Source organism: Gordonia jacobaea, from assembly GCF_001186365.1.
In the GTDB taxonomy this organism is placed as follows: domain Bacteria; phylum Actinomycetota; class Actinomycetes; order Mycobacteriales; family Mycobacteriaceae; genus Gordonia; species Gordonia jacobaea.
This window is the reverse complement of record NZ_LDTZ01000016.1, coordinates 204,253-223,307: the sequence shown is the minus strand read 5'-3', so window position 1 is coordinate 223,307 and position 19,055 is coordinate 204,253. Positions and strand designations below refer to the sequence as shown.

Below are 19,055 nucleotides of genomic sequence, written 5' to 3'. Positions count from 1 at the left end.
TCGGGTGCTATCCCGCGTTGCGCTTTGCGCGCAGCGCGGCAAGGTCGGTGACGTCCGACGCCGTGTCGCAGTCACGAGCGGCGTCGTCGATATTCGTTGCGGCACTGGGGATCTGACTTGCCGCCCGGCCACGACGTCGTGAACTGACCCGCGCGGCAACGGCGAGCACGATTGCCACGACCGCGAGCGCGATCTGCACCACGGGATACCACAGCGGCGCGGAGCCACTGAGATAGCCGACGCTCAAGACGACTGCGGCGACAGCACATGCGACGGACGCGGCGTGGAGGGCAACGACCACCCGGCTCATCTCGTCGGCGTTTCGACGACGCGTGATGCCGTCGGCGCTTCGACGACGCTGTGTGCCGTCGGGTTCGGATGTCTGCGACGCCTCGAGGATCGTCGTGCTGAGGTCCGGCGCCAGGTCGGCCGCCGCGAAGTTCATGCCCTGTGCGGTGCTGTACCAGCGCTGGCATGCGGGGCACTGAGCGAGGTGTTCATCGACGCGCGCAGCGGGTACCGACTCACGCTCGCCGTCGATTCGCGCCGACAGCGACTCCCGCGCCACCTCACATCGCATGGTGTCATTCTCCTCGCGCGGTCAAGCCGTCGAACTTCTCGACACGACAGACCAGATGAAGCCTGCTCATCGACGCGACTTCGACAACTCGTCGAGCATCGCGTTGTAGGAGTCGAGTTCGGTGTCCTCGTAGGTATCGGCATGACGATCGCCGCGGTTGGCCTCGCGCCGATCGACCTTGGCCCACTGCGCCACGATGGCCACGACGACCAGCACGACGGGCACCTCGCTCGCGCCCCATGCGATCGCGCCACCGAGCCACTGGTCGTGCAGTCGGTCGGTCACCCACGGCAACATCAGTTCGCTGTAGAACTTGTCGCCGACCACCGTCGACATCGTCATCAACGCGATGCCGAAGAACGCGTGAAATGGCATGACCGCGAACAACAATCCGATGCGGGCGAGGAACGGGATTCGACGCGGCCCCGGGTCGATGCCGATGATGACCCAGTAGAAGAGGTAGCCGACGATGATGAAGTGCACGGTCAGCAGCACGTGGCCCCAGTGATACCGGGTGAGTGTGCCGAAGATTCCGGTGAAGTAGACGACGTAGAGCGACAGTACGAACACCACAAGCGCCACGATCGGATTCGACAGCACCGCCGTCACCTTCGAGTGCAGCACGCGCAACAGCCATTCGCGCGGACCGGGAGGCTCGTCGCCGTGAGCGGCCGGGAGCGCACGCAACGCAAGGGTCGCGGGCGCGCCGAGCACCAGCAGTACCGGCGCGAACATGTTGAGCGCCATGTGTTCTGCCATGTGCAGGCTGAACATCGCCGAGCCGTAGGCGCGTACGCCCGACCCCGTGACCACGACGACGACCAGACAGCCGAGCACCCACGAGATGGTGCGGCCGACGGGCCACTCATCGCCACGTCGCCGCAGTCGGCGCACACCGGCCAGATACAGAACCGCTGCGGCAAGAGCGGCGACACCGATCAAGAGGTCGGGGCGCCAGAAGGTCGCCAACGTCCATGTCGTCGCCGGGCCGGGCAGTTCGTATCCGAGGAACACATCCCATCCGGTGAACTTGTGTGCCAGCAGCCCCGGCGCGACGCGGGTGTCCATGACGGTCCAGCACGCGACCGCCGCCAGCATGAGCACAGCGCCCGCGGTCACGATCCGACGCCCCGCGCTGTTCTCCGTATCGGCGTCGCCCTGTGCCGAGACGTCGTTCTGCTTGGATGCACGGTAGGCGGAGACGCTCGTCGCGAGTGCCACGGCCACCAGCACGATCATGACGATCGCGGCCACGCCGAAGGCGGTGTCGAATGCGTAGCGCACCGGCAGGAGGAAGAGGGTCAGCGCCAAGCCGTACACGAGCGCAACGGCGTCGCTGATGACGAGGATGAGCGCGCTGCGCCGGGATACCACAGCCCGCGCGACGTTGGAGGTGATGCGCGGCGCGTTCGCCCACGCCACTCGGAACCCGAGTGACACCCCGACGGCGAGCGCGAAGCCGATACCGAGACTGGTGTTGTAGTCGTGATTCGGCCCCTGCCCCGCGTTGCTCGCAAGCGGCAGGGCGACCATCGCGATCACCGCGGGGATGAGGAGAACGACGTGCATCATCCACCCGAGCGAGAACCTGATGAGCACCGCGATCACGGTGGCGCACACCGCCATCACGATCCACGCGACAGCGGCCTCGCTGACACCGATCCCCTGCCCGAGGAACCCCTCACCCACCAATCGCCACGGGGTCGTTCCCGAGGCGTCGGCGGCGGCAACGCTGACCATGAGCCACGACAGCACGGCCCAGCCGATGGAGAGCCTGCCGAGCATCAGATGCGCGCGGTATCCCGTCACATCGATGCTGCCGTGCTCATCCGGATTCGACGCGGTGATGATGAAGACAAGGCCACCGAGTGTCAGTGCGGCAGCGAGAAAGCCGAGGAAATAGCCGACGACGTCGGCTGTGGCGGTGAAGGTACCGGGGAACGGGTCGCCGCTTTCGAGATGACGGGCGTTTCCACTGATGAGCGCGTAGATCACGACGCCCACCAGGGCCACGGCGAACGCTGCGCCGAGAATCACGGTTGGCCGGATGCGTGCCGCGTCGACGCGCGTTGCGCTGTCGGCCCGCGTTGCACCTTCGGCCTGCGTTGCACTGTCGGCGGCGGTCATCTCTTCCTCCTAGCCCGCCGAGAACCAGCGAGTACGACGTTTCGCTGGCCTGACGTCTTGGCCAGTCTACGACCCCGCGTCGTGGGGCCCGCTGCCCGGGCGAGCGCGGGAGGTCCGGGTCACACGCAGGTCAGCGGAGAACTCCGGGCACTGGCGGGCCGTTCGATCAATCGAGATGAGAAGGCATTCGTACGTTCTTGGCGGCCAGAAGTGTCGCGAGCGCCTGCGGGATCACGGCGAGCGCGAGCACTCCGAAGGCGAGCGACCACGATCCCGTCACATCGTGAATCCATCCGATAGCGATCGGGCCGGCTGCCGCGAGGATGTAGCCGACGGACTGCGACATCCCCGACACCTGGCCGGTCTGCGTGGCAGACGAACTGCGCAGCACCATGAACAGCAGCGCGAGGCTGATGGCCGCGCCCGGTCCCGCCATCACCATGCAGACCCAGAGCACCGTCGCATGATCGGTGAAGACCAGCCCGACGAACCCCGCCGTACAGACCGCGAGAAATGCGAGGGTCACCAGACGTTGGTCGGCGAACCGCCCCGCGATGATCGGAGCCACCAGCGACATGATGAGCGCGACCACCTGACCGATCGCCAGCACATTGCCCGCGCTCGACGGCGTGCTCCCGTTGTCGATCAGGTACTGCGGCAGCCATGCGCTGAACGTATAGAAGATGAACGACTGCGCCGCCATGTACACCGTGATCGCCCATGCGATCGGATTGGCCCAGAGACCAGGCGCGCGCGGCCCCACCGCGACCGTATGTACCCGACGCAGCTGCGGCACCCACACCGCCATCGCGACGACGGCCAACAGCGCCCACATCGCCAACGACGCCCGCCAGTTCTCGTCAAGCGCTGTGTCCATCGGCACCATGACCGCCGCGGTCACTGCCGCCCCGCCCGACAGGGTCATCGAGTACAAGCCGGTCATCAGACCGGATCGATGCGCGAAATCGCGCTTGATGAGGGCGGGCAACACCACGTTGCACACACCTATTGCCGCGCCGAGAACGGCCGATCCCAGGAACAGCGTCGCCACAGAGGGTATGAGACGCAACAGGATTCCGACGATCAGCAACGCGAGCGACGCGAAGATGGTGCGTTCGATTCCGAATCGAGCTGCGATCCGTGGCGCGATGGGCGCGGTCAGTCCGAAGAACAGCACCGGCAGAGTGGTGAGCAGACCCGCTGTGGCACTGGAGAATCCGAGGTCGTCGCGGATCACGTCGATCAACGGCGCAACCGACACGACGGGCGGCCGCAGATTGGCCGCAACCAACATGATCGCCACGGCCGCGAGAATCGCTGCACCGCCTCGCAATTCACCCGGGTTGAGCCTGATCGAATGCTCCGAGGGCGTTTCGGACGTCGACCGGGTCGGCGATGTGGACGTCCGGCTCATCGACGCACGCTGCCCTCTGCCTCGGCCAGGTAATCAACGACTGCAGCACGCGCGGCCTGCTCGTCGCCGGCATCTATCGCGGCGACCACGTCACGATGGCCTGCCGGATGGGCGTTTGCCACGACCGACAATCCGGCGATGTCGGCGTGGGAGCGGTGCATCACTTCGAGAACACCCGAGTAGATCTCGATGAGCAGCGGATTGCCCGACGCCGCAACGAGTTCGGTGTGGAAGTCGATGTCGGCGCGCGCGTACGCGTCGATGTCGCCCGTCGCGAGGATGCCCTCCGCCGTGTCGAGCGCCTCGCGTAGTGTGCGTTTGGCGTCTGCGGTTGCGTCGCGTGCGGCGCCCGCGGCGGCCTCCGACTCCAGTGCACGACGAACCTGCAACACGTCGAGCATCTCCGACGTGGCAGTGCGGGTCATCGCAGCGGCAAATGTGTTAGCGCTGCGCACATACGTGCCATCGCCGCGGCGCGGCACGAGCATGCCCGAGTGCTCCAACGCACGCACAGCCTCGCGAATCGTGTTGCGCCCCACTCCGAAATCACGGACCAGCTCGGGCTCTGCCGGGATACACGCTCCCACGGGCCAGACGCCGTCGCGGATGAGCCGCTCCATCCGCTCCACCACCAGTTCGCTGGTGCGCTTGGGACGCTCGATGACCTCAGACATGAGCACATCCTAACATCCCATGTTTGCGCCTCAGTCAGCGGCGACCACGTCCCCGATCACCGCCGCGACCATCATCGTGGTGGCATGAGGTCCGCTACGGCCTGCGGCCGGGAGGATGGAACCGTCGACAACGCGAAGGTGCCCGACCCCTCGCACTGCGCCGAGCCAGTCGGTGCGCTCGCCCATCGGCATCGACCCCCAGGCATGTTGTGAGGTGCGCAGCACGGGGTCGATGCCGATCGAGTCGGCGACGACGAGCCCACCGAACTCCGACGACCTCAACATCTCGACCACCTCGTGCGCGGTTCGCGCCATATCGCGCAGTACCCGATCTTCCGGCCGGTCGAGCCGAACCCCGGCGTCCACGCCGTCGAGATACACCTCGCCCGGCGCACCCGGCGCCATCGCCGCCACTCCGACAGCTGGACCGGATAGCGTGAGACCTCCGACGTACCGCGCGAAATCGTCTCGGTAACAGCGGATCTCGAGCCCGTCGCCGGTGTGCACGACCGTCGGCAGCAACGGGCCCGGTTCGGGTTGCTCGCGGAGGCGATATCCGACGAGCACCTCGCGGTGCTCGTGTACGCGCATGTGCTCGCCTGCGACGCCCGACCTCAACAACACCGCGGCGCTGCCGAGGGTTCCGGCGCACAGGATCACCTCGCGTGCGCGGATGTCGCGACCGTCGCACACCACACCGACAGCCTTCGCATCGGCGAGCAACACCCTCTCGACCTTCACGCCCGTACGGACCCGCAGATTCGGCCGGTTCAGGTGGGGACGCAGGTAGGCGTCCGCGGCGGTCCGTCGAATCCCGACGACGCTGTTCGAGCGCACTCGATTGACCCCTACCAGCGGCCACGGGTCGTCGAGCTGTCGGGTCGAATATGTTTCTCCCCAATATTTCTCGAACGCGAGCGCGGTGGGCGCGAGATCAGCGTCGGGGAAGGGATGCACCCCCATCTTCTCGTCGACTTCGGCGTACGCCTTGTCGATGACATCGGGAGTCCACGGCCCCTGCCAGGCGTCGAAGTCGTCACGATGAAAGCGCATGAAGTAGGCGCCGTTGACGGCCGACGATCCGCCGAGTCCGCGCCCACGGACCACCGGCAATCCGGACGACTCACGATGCTGGGTGACATAGCGCTCGCCGTCGGAGATCGGCAACCTACGGAGGTCGAGGACACTGGCATCCGGCCACTCCGACGGGCCCTGCTCGAGCACGAGCACCGATCGCTTCTCGTGACGTGACAGTCGCTCGGCGAGCACGCACCCGGCGCTGCCCGCGCCGACTATCACGACGTCGACGCTGTCTCGGCTCGCAGTCGATGTGGGCACGGCACAGTCGAATTCGACGCCGCTACGGCGTCAGTACCGGACGCAACGCCGCGAGTTCACGATGCGTGACCACCCCTTGCCAGAGCCCGGTGCCGTACGCGAGATCGTCGAGACGTCGGCACAGCAGATAGCCGAACGGCCCCATGGTCGGCGCCACCGCCGGTTCCGCGGCGACGGAGCGAATCCACTCCACGACGCCTTCGGCGATCGCGATCTCGATGACGATCCGTCGGAATCTCGGTGAGATCAGCGCCAGCAGCAACGCGACGGGCCAATAGTGACGACACACCGCGCCCGCCGCCTGCAGCAGTCCGAAGAAGGTTGCCCGCGAGGTCATCTGTGCGGACACACGTGTGGCCTCCGGCAGTTCGCCCAGTCGTGTCCGGAGCCGATGCCCCACGCGGAGCAGGATCACCACCGCCACCGCGAGACCGATCCTGGTGTGCGTGAGCAACGCCGCCACCGCTGCGGCCATCGACATGGACATCACGACCGGAGCGACCGACTCGCCGTGACGCTCGGCGAGGAAGGCCGCGCCGGTGCCGTAAAACCGTCGTCGTCCGAGCACGGTGCGCATGCTGGTGCGATGATCGTGCGCGACCGTCGCGATCGGGTCGTAGCGAATACGCCAGCCGTTCTCATGCGTCCGCCAGCACAGGTCGACGTCCTCGGCGACGCGCAGCGATTCGTCGAATCCGTCAAAGGCGCTCGCACGCACCAACATTGCCGCACTCGGCACATACGCGATCGGAGTTCCCGGGACGACGCCCGCCTCGCTGGGCCCCATGTCGAGGGAAGAATGGCCGTTCTCGTAACGCTCGGCGAGTGATCGCTTGTGGTGGTCGCCGCCCTCGTCGTCGCGGTCGAGCCCGACGATGCGCGGCGCGGCGATCGCCACTGCCGGATCGGAGAAGTGACCGAGCAGCATCATCAGCCAGTCGCTGTGCGGGACCACGTCGGAGTCGACGAAGGCGATGAACTCGGTGTCGGCAGCAGCGGCGCCGGCATTTCGTGCGGCCGCCGGTCCGTGGTTCTCGTCGAAACGGAGCACGCGCACCTGCGGACCCTGCGCGACGATGGGAGTCCGCGAACCGTCGTCGACGACGATCACCTTGACGCCACCGACGGCGTTCAGGAGACGGTCGACGCCGGATTGGTTGTCGCGCACCGGAACAACGATCGTGACGTCGTCGGTCGACGGTCCGTGCATGGGGCGGGGGTTGGCCATTCCCGCGTCGAGGAGGCGTCGCGCCAGCGTTCGGGTCGGGCCGTCGCACACCTCGATGCGACCGTCGACAGATGTCATCCCGAGCGCGGCGTCGGACAGCCGCATCAAGCGAGTCGGCGAGCCGCCGACGAGGTAGCGCAGATCGCCGTGCCGGGCACATCGCAGGTCGATCTGGACCTGGAAGCCGTTCGGAAGGTCGCGGCTCGGTGCGGGCGCCGCGGGCGCATCGGTGGGTGCGTTCATCGCAGGCGCCCGTTCTCGGCGACGTCCCATTCTCGGATCGCGGCACCGAGTCGACTCACCAGTCCATCGACCAGCGCGGCACCCTCGTTCGCCGACGCCGTCGTCGGATCGCCCAGAACGCCGTTGGCACTCACCGAGGCCACACCCCCGTCACGCATCGCCGGTAGCAGCGTCGCAACGGGCTCACGATTGCCGACCACGACGCTGTCCCGACGCACGGAATCGGGCGAAAGGTGAAGCAGCACCGATGTTTCCGTCGTACCCGCGTGCGCGTCGGCTCCGTCGAAGGCGCACGGATACCACGCGACGTCGCGGCCCTCGTAGCGGAGCAGACCGATCGCGTCGACCAGAGTCGATGCGTTACCACCGTGGCCGTTGACGAACACGATGCGCTGCGCCCACCGGCAAGCGCTACGCCCGTACTCGACGAGCACACCGCGCAGCGCGTCGTGACCGAGAGAGATGGTGCCGGGAAAACCCTCATGCTCACCGCTCGCGCCGTAGCCCAGGGGCGGCGCGATGAGTGTCGACGGGTCGTCGAGGTTCGCGTGAACACGCGCCACCACCGCACTCGCGATACGGGTGTCGGTGTCGAGCGGTAGATGTGGCCCGTGTTGTTCGAGCGATCCGACCGCGACCAGGAGCGTCGTCGCAGAATTCTCCAGTTCCGGCCAAGTGCACGAACTCAAAGTCGCCGGACGCGTCATTGGGTCGACTTTACCGATGTGAAGCGCGCGAGGTAACCGCCGCCGAAAACTTTGTTGACCTATTTCTTCTGAGTGCGCATCGAGGCGTTCTGCGGACGTGCGCCCACGGTGATCGATCGCCCCCGGCCCTGCCTAGCGATCGCCCCCGGCTCTGCCGAACGATCGCTCGGTATGGCATTCTGAGGCCACGGCGTGACGCCCACCACACAGGTGGGCGCACCAATTCGAGTGGGAGGAATTCCATGAACGCACCGTCGACGCCCGACGCGGCAGGCCGGCCGGCATCCGCTTCGGCAGGCGCGCAGAACGCGGGCGCATCGTCGAAAAGCGTTGGTACAGGTGGTCCGCTGAACGGTGTACGGGTCGTCGAGTTCGCGGGCATCGGTCCCGGCCCGCACGCCGCGATGATGTTGGCCGACCTCGGAGCCGACGTGATCCGCATCCAGCGGCCAGGTCAGCTACCCGATCCGGCGCGCAACGCCGACGCACTCCTGCGGGGCAGGCGCGTCGTCGAGGCCAACCTCAAGGATCCGGCCGACCGGGAGGAGATCCTGCGACTCATCGGTAAAGCTGACGTTCTGCTCGAGGGTTTCCGTCCCGGCGTCATGGAACGACTGGGCTTTGGTCCGTCGGATCTGGAGTCGGTCAATGAGCGCCTCGTCTACGGACGCATGACCGGTTGGGGTCAGGAAGGCCCGCGCGCGACGCAGGCCGGTCACGACATCAACTACATCTCGCTCACCGGAATGCTGCACGCAATCGGTCGGGCAGGCGAGCGTCCGGTGCCGCCGATGAACCTCGTCGGCGACTTCGGCGGCGGTTCGATGTTCTTGGTGATGGGTGTCCTCGCGGCGCTCGTCGAGCGCGCGTCGTCGGGTCACGGGCAAGTTGTCGACGCCGCGATGGTCGACGGCGCTTCCGTTCTGGGACAGATGATCTGGGCGTTTCGAGGCACCGGTTTGTGGAGCGACGAGCAGGGCACGAACATGCTCGACACCGGCGCGCCGTACTACGAGGTCTACGAGACGTCGGACGGCAAGTACATGGCCGCCGGGGCTATCGAGCCGCAGTTCTACGCGGAGATGCTCCGCGGCCTCGGCCTGACCGATGCCGATCTTCCCGGGCAGAACGACGTCGCCAACTGGCCGAAGCTGAGGCAGATCTTCACCGAGACGTTCGCGTCGCGTACTCGCGACGAGTGGGCCAAGATCTTCGACGGAACGGATGCCTGCGTGTCACCGGTGCTCACGTTCGCCGAGGCGCCCGACGATCCGCATATGGCCGCCCGCGCCAACCTCGTGGAGATCGACGGAGTCCGCCAGGCACAGGTGGCTCCACGGTTCTCGCGGACCGCACCGTCGACCCCGCGTGGCCCCGATCGTGAGGCGGTCGACGCCGCCGCCGTCTGGACGGACTGAGCTCGACAGATCCGACCGCGCGCGATAACTAGAACGTGTTACAGTTCTGCCCATGGGACAGTTCGACGGCACAGTCGTCTACATCACGGGTATCGCGCGCGGTCAGGGTCGTAACCACGCCATCCGTTTTGCGCGCGAGGGCGCATCGATCATCGGTCTCGACATCGCCGACACCGTTGCCGACTACATCACCTACCCGCCGTCGACAGAGGCCGACCTCGCCGAGACCGTAAGGCTCGTCGAGGAAGTCGGCGGCAAAATCCTTGCCCGCCAGGGTGATACGCGCGACCTCGCCTTCCAGGAGCAACTGGTCGCCGACGGCGTCGAGCAGTTCGGCCGACTCGACCATGTCGTAGCCAACGCAGGCATCCTGTCGTGGGGCTTCACGTGGGAACTGCCGGAGCAACAGTTCGCCGACGTTCTCGACGTGAACGTCACCGGCACGTGGAAGACCTTGCGCGCCACCATCCCGGCACTGCTCGACAACGATGCCGACAACCGGTCGATCGTGGTCGTCTCGTCGGTGGCGGGACTCAAGGCCATGCCGATGCAAGCCGCATACAGCGCGTCGAAGTATGCGCTGACCGGCCTGGCCCAGACCACCGCGAAAGAGTTGGCGCCCAAGAACGTTCGCGTCAACTCGGTGCACCCGTACGCGGTCGACACCCCGATGGGCATCGCCGACACCTCCGCCATGCGAATCTTCGAAATGGGCGAGTACACACGCTATTTCATCTCGATGATGGACCACTTCCCCGTCGCCTCCACCGATGACATCAGCGACGCCGTGCTGTACCTGACCTCACCGTCGGCCCGCGCCGTCACCGGCGCCCAGTTCCAGATCGACATGGGCAACTCGAAGGTCTGAGCCGCGTCGGGCGTACGCTCCGCACTGCCGACTGGGCGCTCCAGACCGTCGACTGGGCGTCGCAGCGAGTGACGAACGTCGCTCCCCCACTTAGTTATTCAGCAAGCAGGTCACATCCGGCGCACAGTCGACACGACGCAGCGCACGGTCGACGGTCAGAGGCGCACAGTCGACTCAACGCAGCGCACGGTCGGCGAAATGCGGCGCACAGTCGGCAGTATTAAGCGCACAGTCGGCACGACGGAGCGCACAGTCGACGGGCAGAAGTGCGCGCTCGACCGTGCGCCCGCGTGCGGGTCAGGCGTCGCCGAAGGACCGCTCGAAGCCCGGCTGGATGATCAGGTCGTCGCGCGAGAGTTCGTGAACGCTCTTGTGGCCCAAGCCCATCACGACGCCGTCGAGTCCCATGCGGAGCAGGTCGAGCACATTCTCGACGCCCGCCTGGCCGTTGGCTGCCAGACCCCACAGGTAGGCGCGACCGACCATCACCGCGCGAGCGCCGAGGGCAACGGCCTTGGCGACGTCGCTGCCGCGTCGGATACCGCCGTCGAGCAGCACCTCGATCTGGTCTCCGACAGCGTCGGCGATACCCGGAAGAAGACGGATCGTGGCGGGAGTGCCGTCGAGGTTGTTACCACCGTGGTTGGAGACCGACAGCGCTGTGGCGCCGATGTCGACGGCGCGCTTGGCGTCGTCGAGCCTCGTGACGCCCTTGACCATGAACGGTCCGCCCCACTGCTCGCGCAGCCACTGCAGGTCGTCCCAGGTGGGCGGCGGGGTGTTCATCCACTCGCCGTAGGCGCCGAAGAACGTCGGTCCCGGCTGTCCCTTGCCCTTGGAGACGTTCGGCGCGGTCAGGTCCGGGATGATGATCTTGCCGTCCTGAATCCAGTCGAGTGCATAGCGTGGCTTGACCGCGATCTCCGGTGCCAGCCGCAGCAGCGCCTTGAAGTCGACCTTTTCCGGGATCTCCGGGCTTCCCCAGTCGCGACCGATGTTGAACACCCAGTCGGTGGTGACGATGAGTCCCTTGGCGCCTGCCTCCTTCGCGCGCATGGCGCGCGCGAGGATGTCGTCACGGCTGCCGAGCCAGTAGATCTGGAAGAAGATCTTGTCGTTGACTGCCGTGACCTCTTCGATCGGGTGAGATGCAAAGCTACTCAACCCCATTGCGGTTCCACGGGCCGCTGCTGCCCGGGCCACCGCGACCTCGCCGTCGGGATCGACGGCCTGCACGCCCGTCGGGGAGATCATCACCGGGAACGAGAGTTCCTGACCCATGACGGTGGTCGCCAACTCGCGATCGGGTTGGGCGCCGACAACATGTGGCGTGTACTCGATCTCGTCGAACGCAGCGACGTTGTCGTGGGTGGTGTGGCCACCCTGCGTTCCCGCTATCAACGACGAGTAGACCGACTTCGGCAAGCGCTTCTTTGCTCGACGCTGCGCCTCTTGGACCGTCTCGAACCAGGGGTTGCGCGCCCAGGGATTGCTGACCATGGTTGTGTTCCTACCTATTTCATCATGCCGCGGGCACGTTCGGATGAGCCCGGTGTCGGACCGAGCGGGGTGCGTGCTCGTGCTGGGTTGTTACAGCGAGAAACCCGCGAGCGGGTTCTCGTCGCAGTTCTTCGACGGCGGGCCGCCGACCGGCGCCAAGTCACCGTCGGGCCTGCGAGTCATCAGGGTCAGGGGCGTCCCACGCGAATGATCTTTGTTCGCAGTGGGTTTGGATCGCTCGCCGGCGAGCAGCTCCTCACCGAAACCCTGCACACATTCGGGATCGGGTCCCGCGAGCGGCAGACCCGTGAAGAACTTGGCCGCCATGCAGCCGCCGCGGCAGGCGTCGAAGTGCGCGCACTTCGTGCAGGCGCCGGCGTTCTGCGGCTCGCGTAGTTCGGTGAAGAGGTCGGAGTTCTGCCAGATCTCCTTGAACCCACCGTCAGAGACGATGTTGCCCGCGAGGAAGTTCTCGTGAATCGCGAAGGGACACGCGTAGACGTCGCCGACAGGATCGATCAGGCAGACCACGCGTCCGGCGCCGCACAGATTCAGGCCGGGTAGACCCCCGCCGCTCCCCGATCCGAATGCCGACAGATGGAAGAACGAGTCGCCGGTGAGCACGTTCTCACCATGTGCCACAAGCCATTCGTAGAGCTCGCGCTGCTGAGACGGCAGCGGGTGCAGGTCATCCCAGACGTCGGCGCCACGACCCGACGGACGCAGCCGCGTGATGCGTAGCGTGGCGCCATAGCGATCGGCGAGCGCCTTGAACTCGTCGAGTTGCGCGACGTTCTGCCGCGTCATCACGACGCTGATCTTGGCGTCGCGGAAGCCCGCATCGGACAGATTCTCGAGCGCCCGTACCGCCATGTCGAAGGAGCCCGGTCCGCGGACTGCGTCGTTGACCTCTGCAGTGGCACCGTCGAGCGAGATCTGCACGTCGACGTAGTCCGACGCCGCCAGCCGCTGTGCGACCGCCTTGTCGATACGTAAACCGTTGGTGGAGAACTTGACTCCCACCTGATGACTGGTGGCGTAGTCGACGAGCTCCCAGAAGTCCGGTCGCACAGTCGGTTCGCCGCCGCCGATGTTGACGTAGAACACCTGCATGCGCTGCAACTCGTCGATGATCGCTTTGCACTGCTCGGTGGAGAGTTCGCGGGGATCGCGTTTGCCCGACGACGAGAGGCAGTGCACGCACGCCAGATTGCAGGCGTAGGTGAGTTCCCAGGTGAGACAGATCGGGGCGTCGAGGCCCTTCTCGAACTGGTCGACGAGCCGACCGACCTTCGGCGGGCGGGCCGACGTCGCGATCGCGGTGGTCGCAGCGAGTTCAGTTGCGCTGGGCGGCAACTCGAGTGTGGTCATGGTGGCTCCTTGAAGCTTGCGTGGACGAGCAGGCACGAAGAGGGCTGGTCTTCTGCGGGCTGAAGTTCAGGCCACGCCAGAAAATCATTGTCGGAAGATCAGCGCCGACAGATCATCTCCGACGACGCGAGCGCGCCGAGGGCCTGGAGGTAGAGCGGTCGCGATGCGCTGTCGATGCCCGCGGCGTGCAGCGCGTCGTCGGCGCTGTCGTGATCGCGCAGGGACTCGACAATGCCGACCACCGCGAGATTCTTGAGGAACGAGAGCTTGCGGGTTCCGAAGTGATAGAGCAGCGCACCGAACGGCTCGGGCCGCAGCGCGACCTTCGGGTTGAGCTGCCACGCCTGCGTCGGGTCGAACGCGTGGGACGTCGGTACCGGATCACCGGTGGCCGCGTCGCGACCCCCGGTGACCGGAAGGGATGTCGGTGCGGACATCAGTAGACCCCGCACATCCCGTCGATCGACACCTCTTCGACGAGCGACTCGCCCACGAGTTCGGCGTCGACATCTGCCGGAACGCCGGTGGTTGCCGCAACATCCTGTGCAGACTTGGCTGACTGATCTGCCATGATCCAGACCTCCTTGTGTTGGTGAAGTGAAGTGGATCACGCCACACTATAATGGCACCGGGTGCAGGAAAACACCTGAAAGCGAAAACTATCCGGATGGACAGGTGAGGATGAACCCTTCGGACCCCACCCCGACCCGCGCTGTCGCTCCAGGCGGCAGAGCCGCAGGGTCACCGGGTCGCAGGCCGATCACGACGCGCGACGAGATCAGCACGATCGCGATCGACATGTTCACCGAGTCGGGCTTCGAGAACACCAGCGTCGACGACATCGCCGACGCCGCCGGCATCGCCAGGCGCACACTGTTCCGGTACTACCCGTCGAAGAACGCGATCTGCTGGGGCGACTTCGACGCACATCTCGACGAGATGCGCACCCTGCTCGCCGAGATCCCCGCGGACCTCCCCATCGCTGCGGCGTTGACCGACGCTCTGGTCTCGTTCAACGCCGTCGACGACGACTACCTCGAACACCACCGTCGTCGAATGTCACTCCTTCTGGGAGTACCCGCGCTGCAAGCACATTCGATGCTGATGTACGCGGAGTGGCGTCGTGTGGTTGCCGAATTCTGCGCCCGCAGACTGGGACTCGACGTCGACGACCACGTTCCGCAGACCATCGGCTGGATGTGCCTCGGCACCACCCTCGCCGCCTACGAGCAGTGGCTCGCACACCCCAACTCCGACCTCACCGCACTGATCGTGTCGGGCTGCGAGACCCTGGCCGACGGCGTGAGCGCTCTTCACTAAAGGCGCCCGCCGACTCCGTGTGCACATACACGTGTTTCAGACACACGCGAGCAAAGCTTTCCGCGCATCTGTCAGAAACACGTGTTTCTGCGTCACCGCCCACGTATTCTGCGCTGGCCTAACAACATCGTTCTTCCGGAGGTCGCAGTCGTGAGAGTCGCCGTATCCACCAGAGCGGCGCTCGCCGCGGCCGCCGCTGCACTGAGCCTGGCGGTGGCGGCACCGCTCGCCGACGCCGCTCCTCCCGCGCAAACGCCGGCCGCATCCCAATCCGGTTCCGCCGGAACGATTATCGGCACCCAGGCGCGTCCCGACGGTTGGCGTGGCGCCGCCCACGGCCTCGCGATCGACTACTGGACGCGCGGGGCAGACGGCAAGCCTGTGCCCGCCAGCGGCGGACTCCTACTGCCCGCGGGCAAGGCACCGGCCGGAGGCTGGCCCGTCGTCGCCTACACCCACGGCACGTCCGGCTACGGGCCGGGCTGCGGCGGTCAGAGCGGCCCGGACGCGAAGGCGGACAGGTTCACCTCCCGCCTGTTGGCGTCCGGCTACGCGGTCGTCGCGCCCGATTACGTCGGCCTCGGGCGCTTCGAAACCGGCGTGCACCCCTACCTGAACAACGACTCCGAGGGCGCGGCAACCATCGACCTCCTGCACGCGGCACGCGGCGTCGAACCGAGTCTCGCCAAGAAGTGGGTGGTAGCCGGTCCTTCACAGGGTGGGCAGGCCGCACTGGCCACCGCGCACATGCAGAGCAGGTACGGCGCGCCAACCGATTTCCGCGGCGCCATCGCCGTCGACCCCGAATCCGACGTCGAGAAGGTGATGGCCTTCCTCGGTCCGTACGTCCCGCCGGCGCCTGCCGTACTGGAGAAGGCCTACGGCTACCTGCTCGCCGTCCTCGCGGGCAATCGCGTCGCCGACCCGGCCGTCGACGTCAACAGCTACCTGTCGCCGTATGGACGCAGCCTCGTCGACAAGGTCGGCAACGGCTGCCCGGCCCCGACCGTTCCAGCGGGAACCGCGTTCGGCAGCCTGCTCGCCAAGCCGCTCGGTTCTCCGGAACTGCGTGCATCTCTCGACAGGTACATGGCGGTGCCGACATCGGGGTACACCAAACCGACGCTGCTCCTGTTCAACGCACTCGACCTCACCGTTCCCTCGCCGCTGCATGCCAAGCTCGAAGCCGACTTCGTCGCCAACGGCGTCGACCATCGGACCGTCCTGGGGACCGGTAGCCACACCGAGATGAACGCAGCCCAGTGGGCGGCGTGGGACGACTTCCTGCGGACGGCACTCGCCTAGTTCGCGCCAGACTCTCGCTCCCCGACGGTCCTGCCCCGACAAGCCGACGGTCCAGCCGATACCCTGGGCCGATCGGCTACGCTAGCCTGAACTAGAACGTGTTCTCGTTATGAGTCGAGAACGACAGCACGCAGGAGAGTCCGCGAGATGGCAGAACTGACCCCGCATGGATCACGCAGCGTGATCCTGACCGTGGCCGACGTGATCGACGAGACCGCCGATGCGCGTTCGATCGTGTTCGAGATCCCCGACGAACACAAAGACGCATTCACCGACTACAAGCCGGGCCAGTTCCTCACCCTTCGCATCCCCAGCGAGCAGACCGGCTCGGTGGCACGTTGCTACTCGCTGGCCTCCTCGCCCGCGACAGACGCGCTGCCCAAGGTGACGGTGAAGCGGACCGTCGACGGCTACGGCTCGAATTGGGTGTGCGACAACCTCGCCGCGGGCACCCAGATCGAGGTACTCCCACCGTCGGGGGTGTTCACTCCACGCACTCTCGACGACCCGCTGCTCCTCATCGCTGCCGGCAGCGGCGTCACTCCGGTGATGTCGATCCTCAAGACCGCCCTCGCGTCGTCGAGCGTCCCGGTGGTCTTCTTCTACGCGAACCGCAGCGTCGACGACGTCATCTTCTCGACGGAACTCGACGAACTCGTCGGCGCCAACGCGGATCGGCTGACCGTCGTCCACTGGCTCGAGACCGACAGGGGCCTCCCGACCGACGCCGCGCTCGCCGAGATCTTCTCGCCCTATGTCGGGCACACCGCATACATGTGTGGTCCCGGCCCGTTCATGGACGCGGTACACCGCGCTCTCGACACCGCCGGGTTCGCACACCACGACGTTCACACCGAGGTGTACAACTCACTGTCCGGCGATCCCTTCGCCGACCACGAGCTCGCCGAGGTCTCCGCCGACGAACAGGCCGCTGCGGCCACCGTCGAGGTCGAACTCGACGGCGAGACACACGAACTCACCTGGCCGCGGAGCCGATCGCTCATCGACATCATGCTCGACGCCGGGCTCGACGCCCCGTACTCCTGCCAGGAGGGCGAATGTGGTTCGTGCGCCTGCACATTGACCGAGGGTAGCGTCGAGATGGACAACGACGGCGCGCTCGACCCCGAAGACATCGAGGACGGCTACATCCTGGGTTGTCAGGCACACCCCACATCCGACCGACTGCGAATCGAGTTCTGACATGGCGCCAGACGTCTCCTCCAACCGTCTGGCACGCGTGCTCGGCGGCATGCTGCTCGGAATGGGTGCGTTGCACTTCGCCGCACCCAAACCCTTCGACGAGATCGTGCCACCCGAGATCGCCGGGGCACTCGGCACCGACGCCCGCACACTGACCTACGCGTCGGGTGTCGCCGAAGTCGGCATCGGCGCCGGATTGCTTGTGCCGCAGACCCGTCGACTTGCGGCGGGATCGGCTGCCGCACTGTTCGTCGCGGTCTACCCGGCCAACATCAACATGGTCCGCATGTGGTGGCACAAGCCTCCGGTGTACAAGGCGATCGCGATAGGCCGACTCCCCCTTCAGATTCCACTCATCGCAGCAGCCGTGAAAGTCTTCCGCCACTCGAAGTGACCACCGACGACCACAGCTTTCACCGCACCGACGACGACCGCCTCGACGCGCGGGCGCTGGTTCTGCTGACCCTTGTCGCGGCCGCGGCGGGCGTGGTCGCCGGCTTCGTGGGCGGCGCGTTCCGCTGGCTGCTCACCCGACTCGATGACTGGCGGGTCGACGTCGTCGACTGGTCTGATCATCACGGACCCGTGGGGTGGCTTGTCCCGCTGGCCATCTCGGCTGCGGCCGCGGCTGCCGCGACGTGGATTGCCATCAAGGTGCCACGCGCAGCGGGAAGCGGAATTCAACACGTCGAAGCCGTCGAACGTGGACAAGCCGAGCCACCCACGTTGATGGTCGTGCCTGCCCGCTTCGTCGGAGGGCTGCTGTCGATCGGCGTCGGTGGCCTCGTGCTCGGTCGCGAAGGCCCGACGGTGCACATGGCCGCAGCAATCGGCGCTGCGGCAGGACGTTTCGCACGCGCGACGAACGACGAGATCCGTGGCCTGCAGACAGTCCTGTCCGGCGCCGGTCTGGCCGTGGCGTTCAACGCACCGATCGGCGGCGCGATGTTCGTCTTCGAGGAGGTCGCCAAGAAGGTCCGCATCCGAGAGGTCGTGTGGACGCTTGCAGCGGTCGCGACAGCGGTCACGTGCTCACGCGTCGTCCTCGGTGACATGCCCGACTTCAAGGTCTCGAACGTAGCAGCTCCTGCTCTGGGTACGTTGCCGCTCTTCATCGTCTTCGGCGTCCTCGTCGGACTCCTCGGTGTCGGCTACAACTGGCTGATCAGAGCATGCCTGTCGTGGTTCGAAGCGCTGCACCGCATTCCGGCGGTTGTGAAGGCCGCGGCGATCGGCGCGACCATCGGCGCACTGCTGCTGGTCTCACCCGACCTGGCCGGTGGCGGCGACTCACTCACCCAACGCATCCTCGACGGCCACCGGATCGCGATCCTGTCACTTCTCGGATTTCTGGCCATCCGGTTCATCGCAGGCCCGCTCTCCTACTCGGCAGGCACACCGGGAGGACTCTTCGCACCGATGCTCGCGCTCGGCGCACTGTCCGGACTTCTCTTCGCCTGGTTGATCAACCTCTTCTCGTCCACCCTCGCCACCGAGCTCGCACTGCCCCTCGTACTGGTCGGCATGTCGAGCCTGTTCGCCTCCGTGGTCAGAGCCCCGTTCACCGGCATCATCCTGGTGATCGAGATGACGACGGTCACCAGCGCCGCCCTCCCGATGCTCGCTGCCGGTGCCGGCGCCGTCGTGATCGCCTCGCTCGTCCGCAGCCCACCGATCTACGACGACCTCCGCGAACGCATGCTACGAGCCGACAAAGCGGCCAAGCATCCACCCTCAACGCAGTAACAACCGGGGGCCC

Annotated in this window: 17 protein-coding genes and 1 pseudogene; 7 read left to right on the top strand and 11 right to left on the bottom strand. The window is 66.4% G+C overall.

Annotated features, from left to right (window positions below; genetic code table 11):
- Window positions 1-7 precede the first annotated feature (7 nt).
- From ABW18_RS09850 to mftE, 7 genes are all read right to left on the bottom strand, one after another.
- Entirely contained in the window at window positions 8-580 is a 573-nt protein-coding gene (locus tag ABW18_RS09850; protein ID WP_049698813.1) for a zf-HC2 domain-containing protein, read from the bottom strand.
- A 66-nt stretch (window positions 581-646) separates the two neighbouring features.
- On the bottom strand, window positions 647-2,707 hold the full coding sequence (locus ABW18_RS09845; protein ID WP_049698812.1) for a cytochrome c oxidase assembly protein: 2,061 nt from the start codon (window positions 2,705-2,707) through the stop codon (window positions 647-649).
- 166 nt (window positions 2,708-2,873) lie between these two features.
- Window positions 2,874-4,121 (bottom strand): CynX/NimT family MFS transporter, encoded by a 1,248-nt coding sequence (locus tag ABW18_RS09840; RefSeq protein WP_083444359.1) that lies wholly within the window; start codon window positions 4,119-4,121, stop codon window positions 2,874-2,876.
- Window positions 4,118-4,795, bottom strand: a complete 678-nt coding sequence (locus tag ABW18_RS09835) for a FadR/GntR family transcriptional regulator (protein ID WP_049699034.1) — start codon at window positions 4,793-4,795, stop codon at window positions 4,118-4,120. The genes ABW18_RS09840 and ABW18_RS09835 overlap by 4 nt, the downstream gene beginning before the upstream one ends.
- Before the next feature lie 30 nt (window positions 4,796-4,825).
- The gene (gene mftG, locus ABW18_RS09830) at window positions 4,826-6,133 is read right to left on the bottom strand and encodes a mycofactocin system GMC family oxidoreductase MftG (RefSeq protein WP_235434344.1); all 1,308 of its coding nucleotides are present in this window, start codon (window positions 6,131-6,133) and stop codon (window positions 4,826-4,828) included.
- A gap of 22 nt (window positions 6,134-6,155) precedes the next feature.
- Complete coding sequence (mftF, locus tag ABW18_RS09825) at window positions 6,156-7,604, bottom strand: mycofactocin biosynthesis glycosyltransferase MftF (protein ID WP_049699032.1); 1,449 nt, start codon at window positions 7,602-7,604, stop codon at window positions 6,156-6,158.
- The gene (mftE, locus tag ABW18_RS09820; RefSeq protein ID WP_049698811.1) at window positions 7,601-8,311 is read right to left on the bottom strand and encodes a mycofactocin biosynthesis peptidyl-dipeptidase MftE; all 711 of its coding nucleotides are present in this window, start codon (window positions 8,309-8,311) and stop codon (window positions 7,601-7,603) included. The genes mftF and mftE overlap by 4 nt, the downstream gene beginning before the upstream one ends.
- A 242-nt stretch (window positions 8,312-8,553) precedes the next feature.
- Between mftE and ABW18_RS09815 the strand changes: the two genes are divergently transcribed.
- A complete protein-coding gene (locus ABW18_RS09815) occupies window positions 8,554-9,729 on the top strand; it encodes a CaiB/BaiF CoA transferase family protein (protein WP_049698810.1) in 1,176 nt (391 codons plus the stop codon).
- Window positions 9,730-9,781: 52 nt separating this feature from the next.
- Window positions 9,782-10,597 carry a mycofactocin-coupled SDR family oxidoreductase gene (locus ABW18_RS09810; protein ID WP_005203891.1) on the top strand — a complete coding sequence of 272 codons (816 nt, stop codon included), beginning with the start codon at window positions 9,782-9,784 and terminating at the stop codon, window positions 10,595-10,597.
- Between the two features lie 297 nt (window positions 10,598-10,894).
- On the opposite strand, the gene mftD is transcribed toward ABW18_RS09810, so the two are convergent.
- The 4 genes and pseudogenes from mftD to mftA all read right to left on the bottom strand — a co-directional run.
- Window positions 10,895-12,097 carry a pre-mycofactocin synthase MftD gene (mftD, locus tag ABW18_RS09805; RefSeq protein ID WP_005203889.1) on the bottom strand — a complete coding sequence of 401 codons (1,203 nt, stop codon included), beginning with the start codon at window positions 12,095-12,097 and terminating at the stop codon, window positions 10,895-10,897.
- Window positions 12,098-12,187: 90 nt separating this feature from the next.
- A complete protein-coding gene (gene mftC / locus ABW18_RS09800) occupies window positions 12,188-13,468 on the bottom strand; it encodes a mycofactocin radical SAM maturase (protein WP_049698809.1) in 1,281 nt (426 codons plus the stop codon).
- Window positions 13,469-13,566: 98 nt separating this feature from the next.
- A complete protein-coding gene (gene mftB / locus ABW18_RS09795; protein ID WP_049698808.1) occupies window positions 13,567-13,905 on the bottom strand; it encodes a mycofactocin biosynthesis chaperone MftB in 339 nt (112 codons plus the stop codon).
- A pseudogene (gene mftA, locus ABW18_RS23155) lies at window positions 13,905-13,979 on the bottom strand (mycofactocin precursor MftA); the annotation flags it as partial. The pseudogene mftA and the gene mftB, both read right to left, overlap by 1 nt.
- 170 nt (window positions 13,980-14,149) lie before the next feature.
- On the opposite strand from mftA, the gene mftR reads away from it, so the two are divergent.
- The 5 genes from mftR (at window position 14,150) to ABW18_RS09770 (ending at window position 19,042) form a co-directional block, all read left to right on the top strand.
- Entirely contained in the window at window positions 14,150-14,788 is a 639-nt protein-coding gene (gene mftR / locus ABW18_RS09790; RefSeq protein WP_049698807.1) for a mycofactocin system transcriptional regulator, read from the top strand.
- A 150-nt stretch (window positions 14,789-14,938) separates the two neighbouring features.
- Window positions 14,939-16,093: a lipase family protein gene (locus tag ABW18_RS09785; RefSeq protein ID WP_049698806.1), complete on the top strand. Its 1,155-nt coding sequence runs from the start codon at window positions 14,939-14,941 to the stop codon at window positions 16,091-16,093.
- Window positions 16,094-16,240: 147 nt separating this feature from the next.
- Window positions 16,241-17,296: a ferredoxin--NADP reductase gene (locus tag ABW18_RS09780; RefSeq protein WP_049698805.1), complete on the top strand. Its 1,056-nt coding sequence runs from the start codon at window positions 16,241-16,243 to the stop codon at window positions 17,294-17,296.
- 1 nt (window position 17,297) lies between these two features.
- Window positions 17,298-17,690 (top strand): DoxX family protein, encoded by a 393-nt coding sequence (locus ABW18_RS09775; RefSeq protein WP_049698804.1) that lies wholly within the window; start codon window positions 17,298-17,300, stop codon window positions 17,688-17,690.
- Window positions 17,687-19,042, top strand: a complete 1,356-nt coding sequence (locus ABW18_RS09770; protein WP_049698803.1) for a chloride channel protein — start codon at window positions 17,687-17,689, stop codon at window positions 19,040-19,042. The genes ABW18_RS09775 and ABW18_RS09770 overlap by 4 nt, the downstream gene beginning before the upstream one ends.
- Window positions 19,043-19,055: the final 13 nt, after the last annotated feature.

Bases quoted from the DNA above. Each gene is read 5' to 3' on its own strand.
- mftB (WP_049698808.1), bottom strand. From the start codon at position 13,905: ATGTCCGCACCGACATCCCTTCCGGTCACCGGGGGTCGCGACGCGGCC.
- ABW18_RS09780 (WP_049698805.1), top strand. From the start codon at position 16,241: ATGGCAGAACTGACCCCGCATGGATCACGCAGCGTGATCCTGACCGTG.
- mftC (WP_049698809.1), bottom strand. From the start codon at position 13,468: ATGACCACACTCGAGTTGCCGCCCAGCGCAACTGAACTCGCTGCGACC.
- ABW18_RS09810 (WP_005203891.1), top strand. From the start codon at position 9,782: ATGGGACAGTTCGACGGCACAGTCGTCTACATCACGGGTATCGCGCGC.
- ABW18_RS09815 (WP_049698810.1), top strand. From the start codon at position 8,554: ATGAACGCACCGTCGACGCCCGACGCGGCAGGCCGGCCGGCATCCGCT.
- ABW18_RS09775 (WP_049698804.1), top strand. From the start codon at position 17,298: ATGGCGCCAGACGTCTCCTCCAACCGTCTGGCACGCGTGCTCGGCGGC.
- ABW18_RS09840 (WP_083444359.1), bottom strand. From the start codon at position 4,121: ATGAGCCGGACGTCCACATCGCCGACCCGGTCGACGTCCGAAACGCCC.
- mftR (WP_049698807.1), top strand. From the start codon at position 14,150: ATGAACCCTTCGGACCCCACCCCGACCCGCGCTGTCGCTCCAGGCGGC.
- mftF (WP_049699032.1), bottom strand. From the start codon at position 7,604: ATGAACGCACCCACCGATGCGCCCGCGGCGCCCGCACCGAGCCGCGAC.
- mftE (WP_049698811.1), bottom strand. From the start codon at position 8,311: ATGACGCGTCCGGCGACTTTGAGTTCGTGCACTTGGCCGGAACTGGAG.
- ABW18_RS09835 (WP_049699034.1), bottom strand. From the start codon at position 4,795: ATGTCTGAGGTCATCGAGCGTCCCAAGCGCACCAGCGAACTGGTGGTG.
- mftD (WP_005203889.1), bottom strand. From the start codon at position 12,097: ATGGTCAGCAATCCCTGGGCGCGCAACCCCTGGTTCGAGACGGTCCAA.
- ABW18_RS09845 (WP_049698812.1), bottom strand. From the start codon at position 2,707: ATGACCGCCGCCGACAGTGCAACGCAGGCCGAAGGTGCAACGCGGGCC.
- ABW18_RS09850 (WP_049698813.1), bottom strand. From the start codon at position 580: ATGCGATGTGAGGTGGCGCGGGAGTCGCTGTCGGCGCGAATCGACGGC.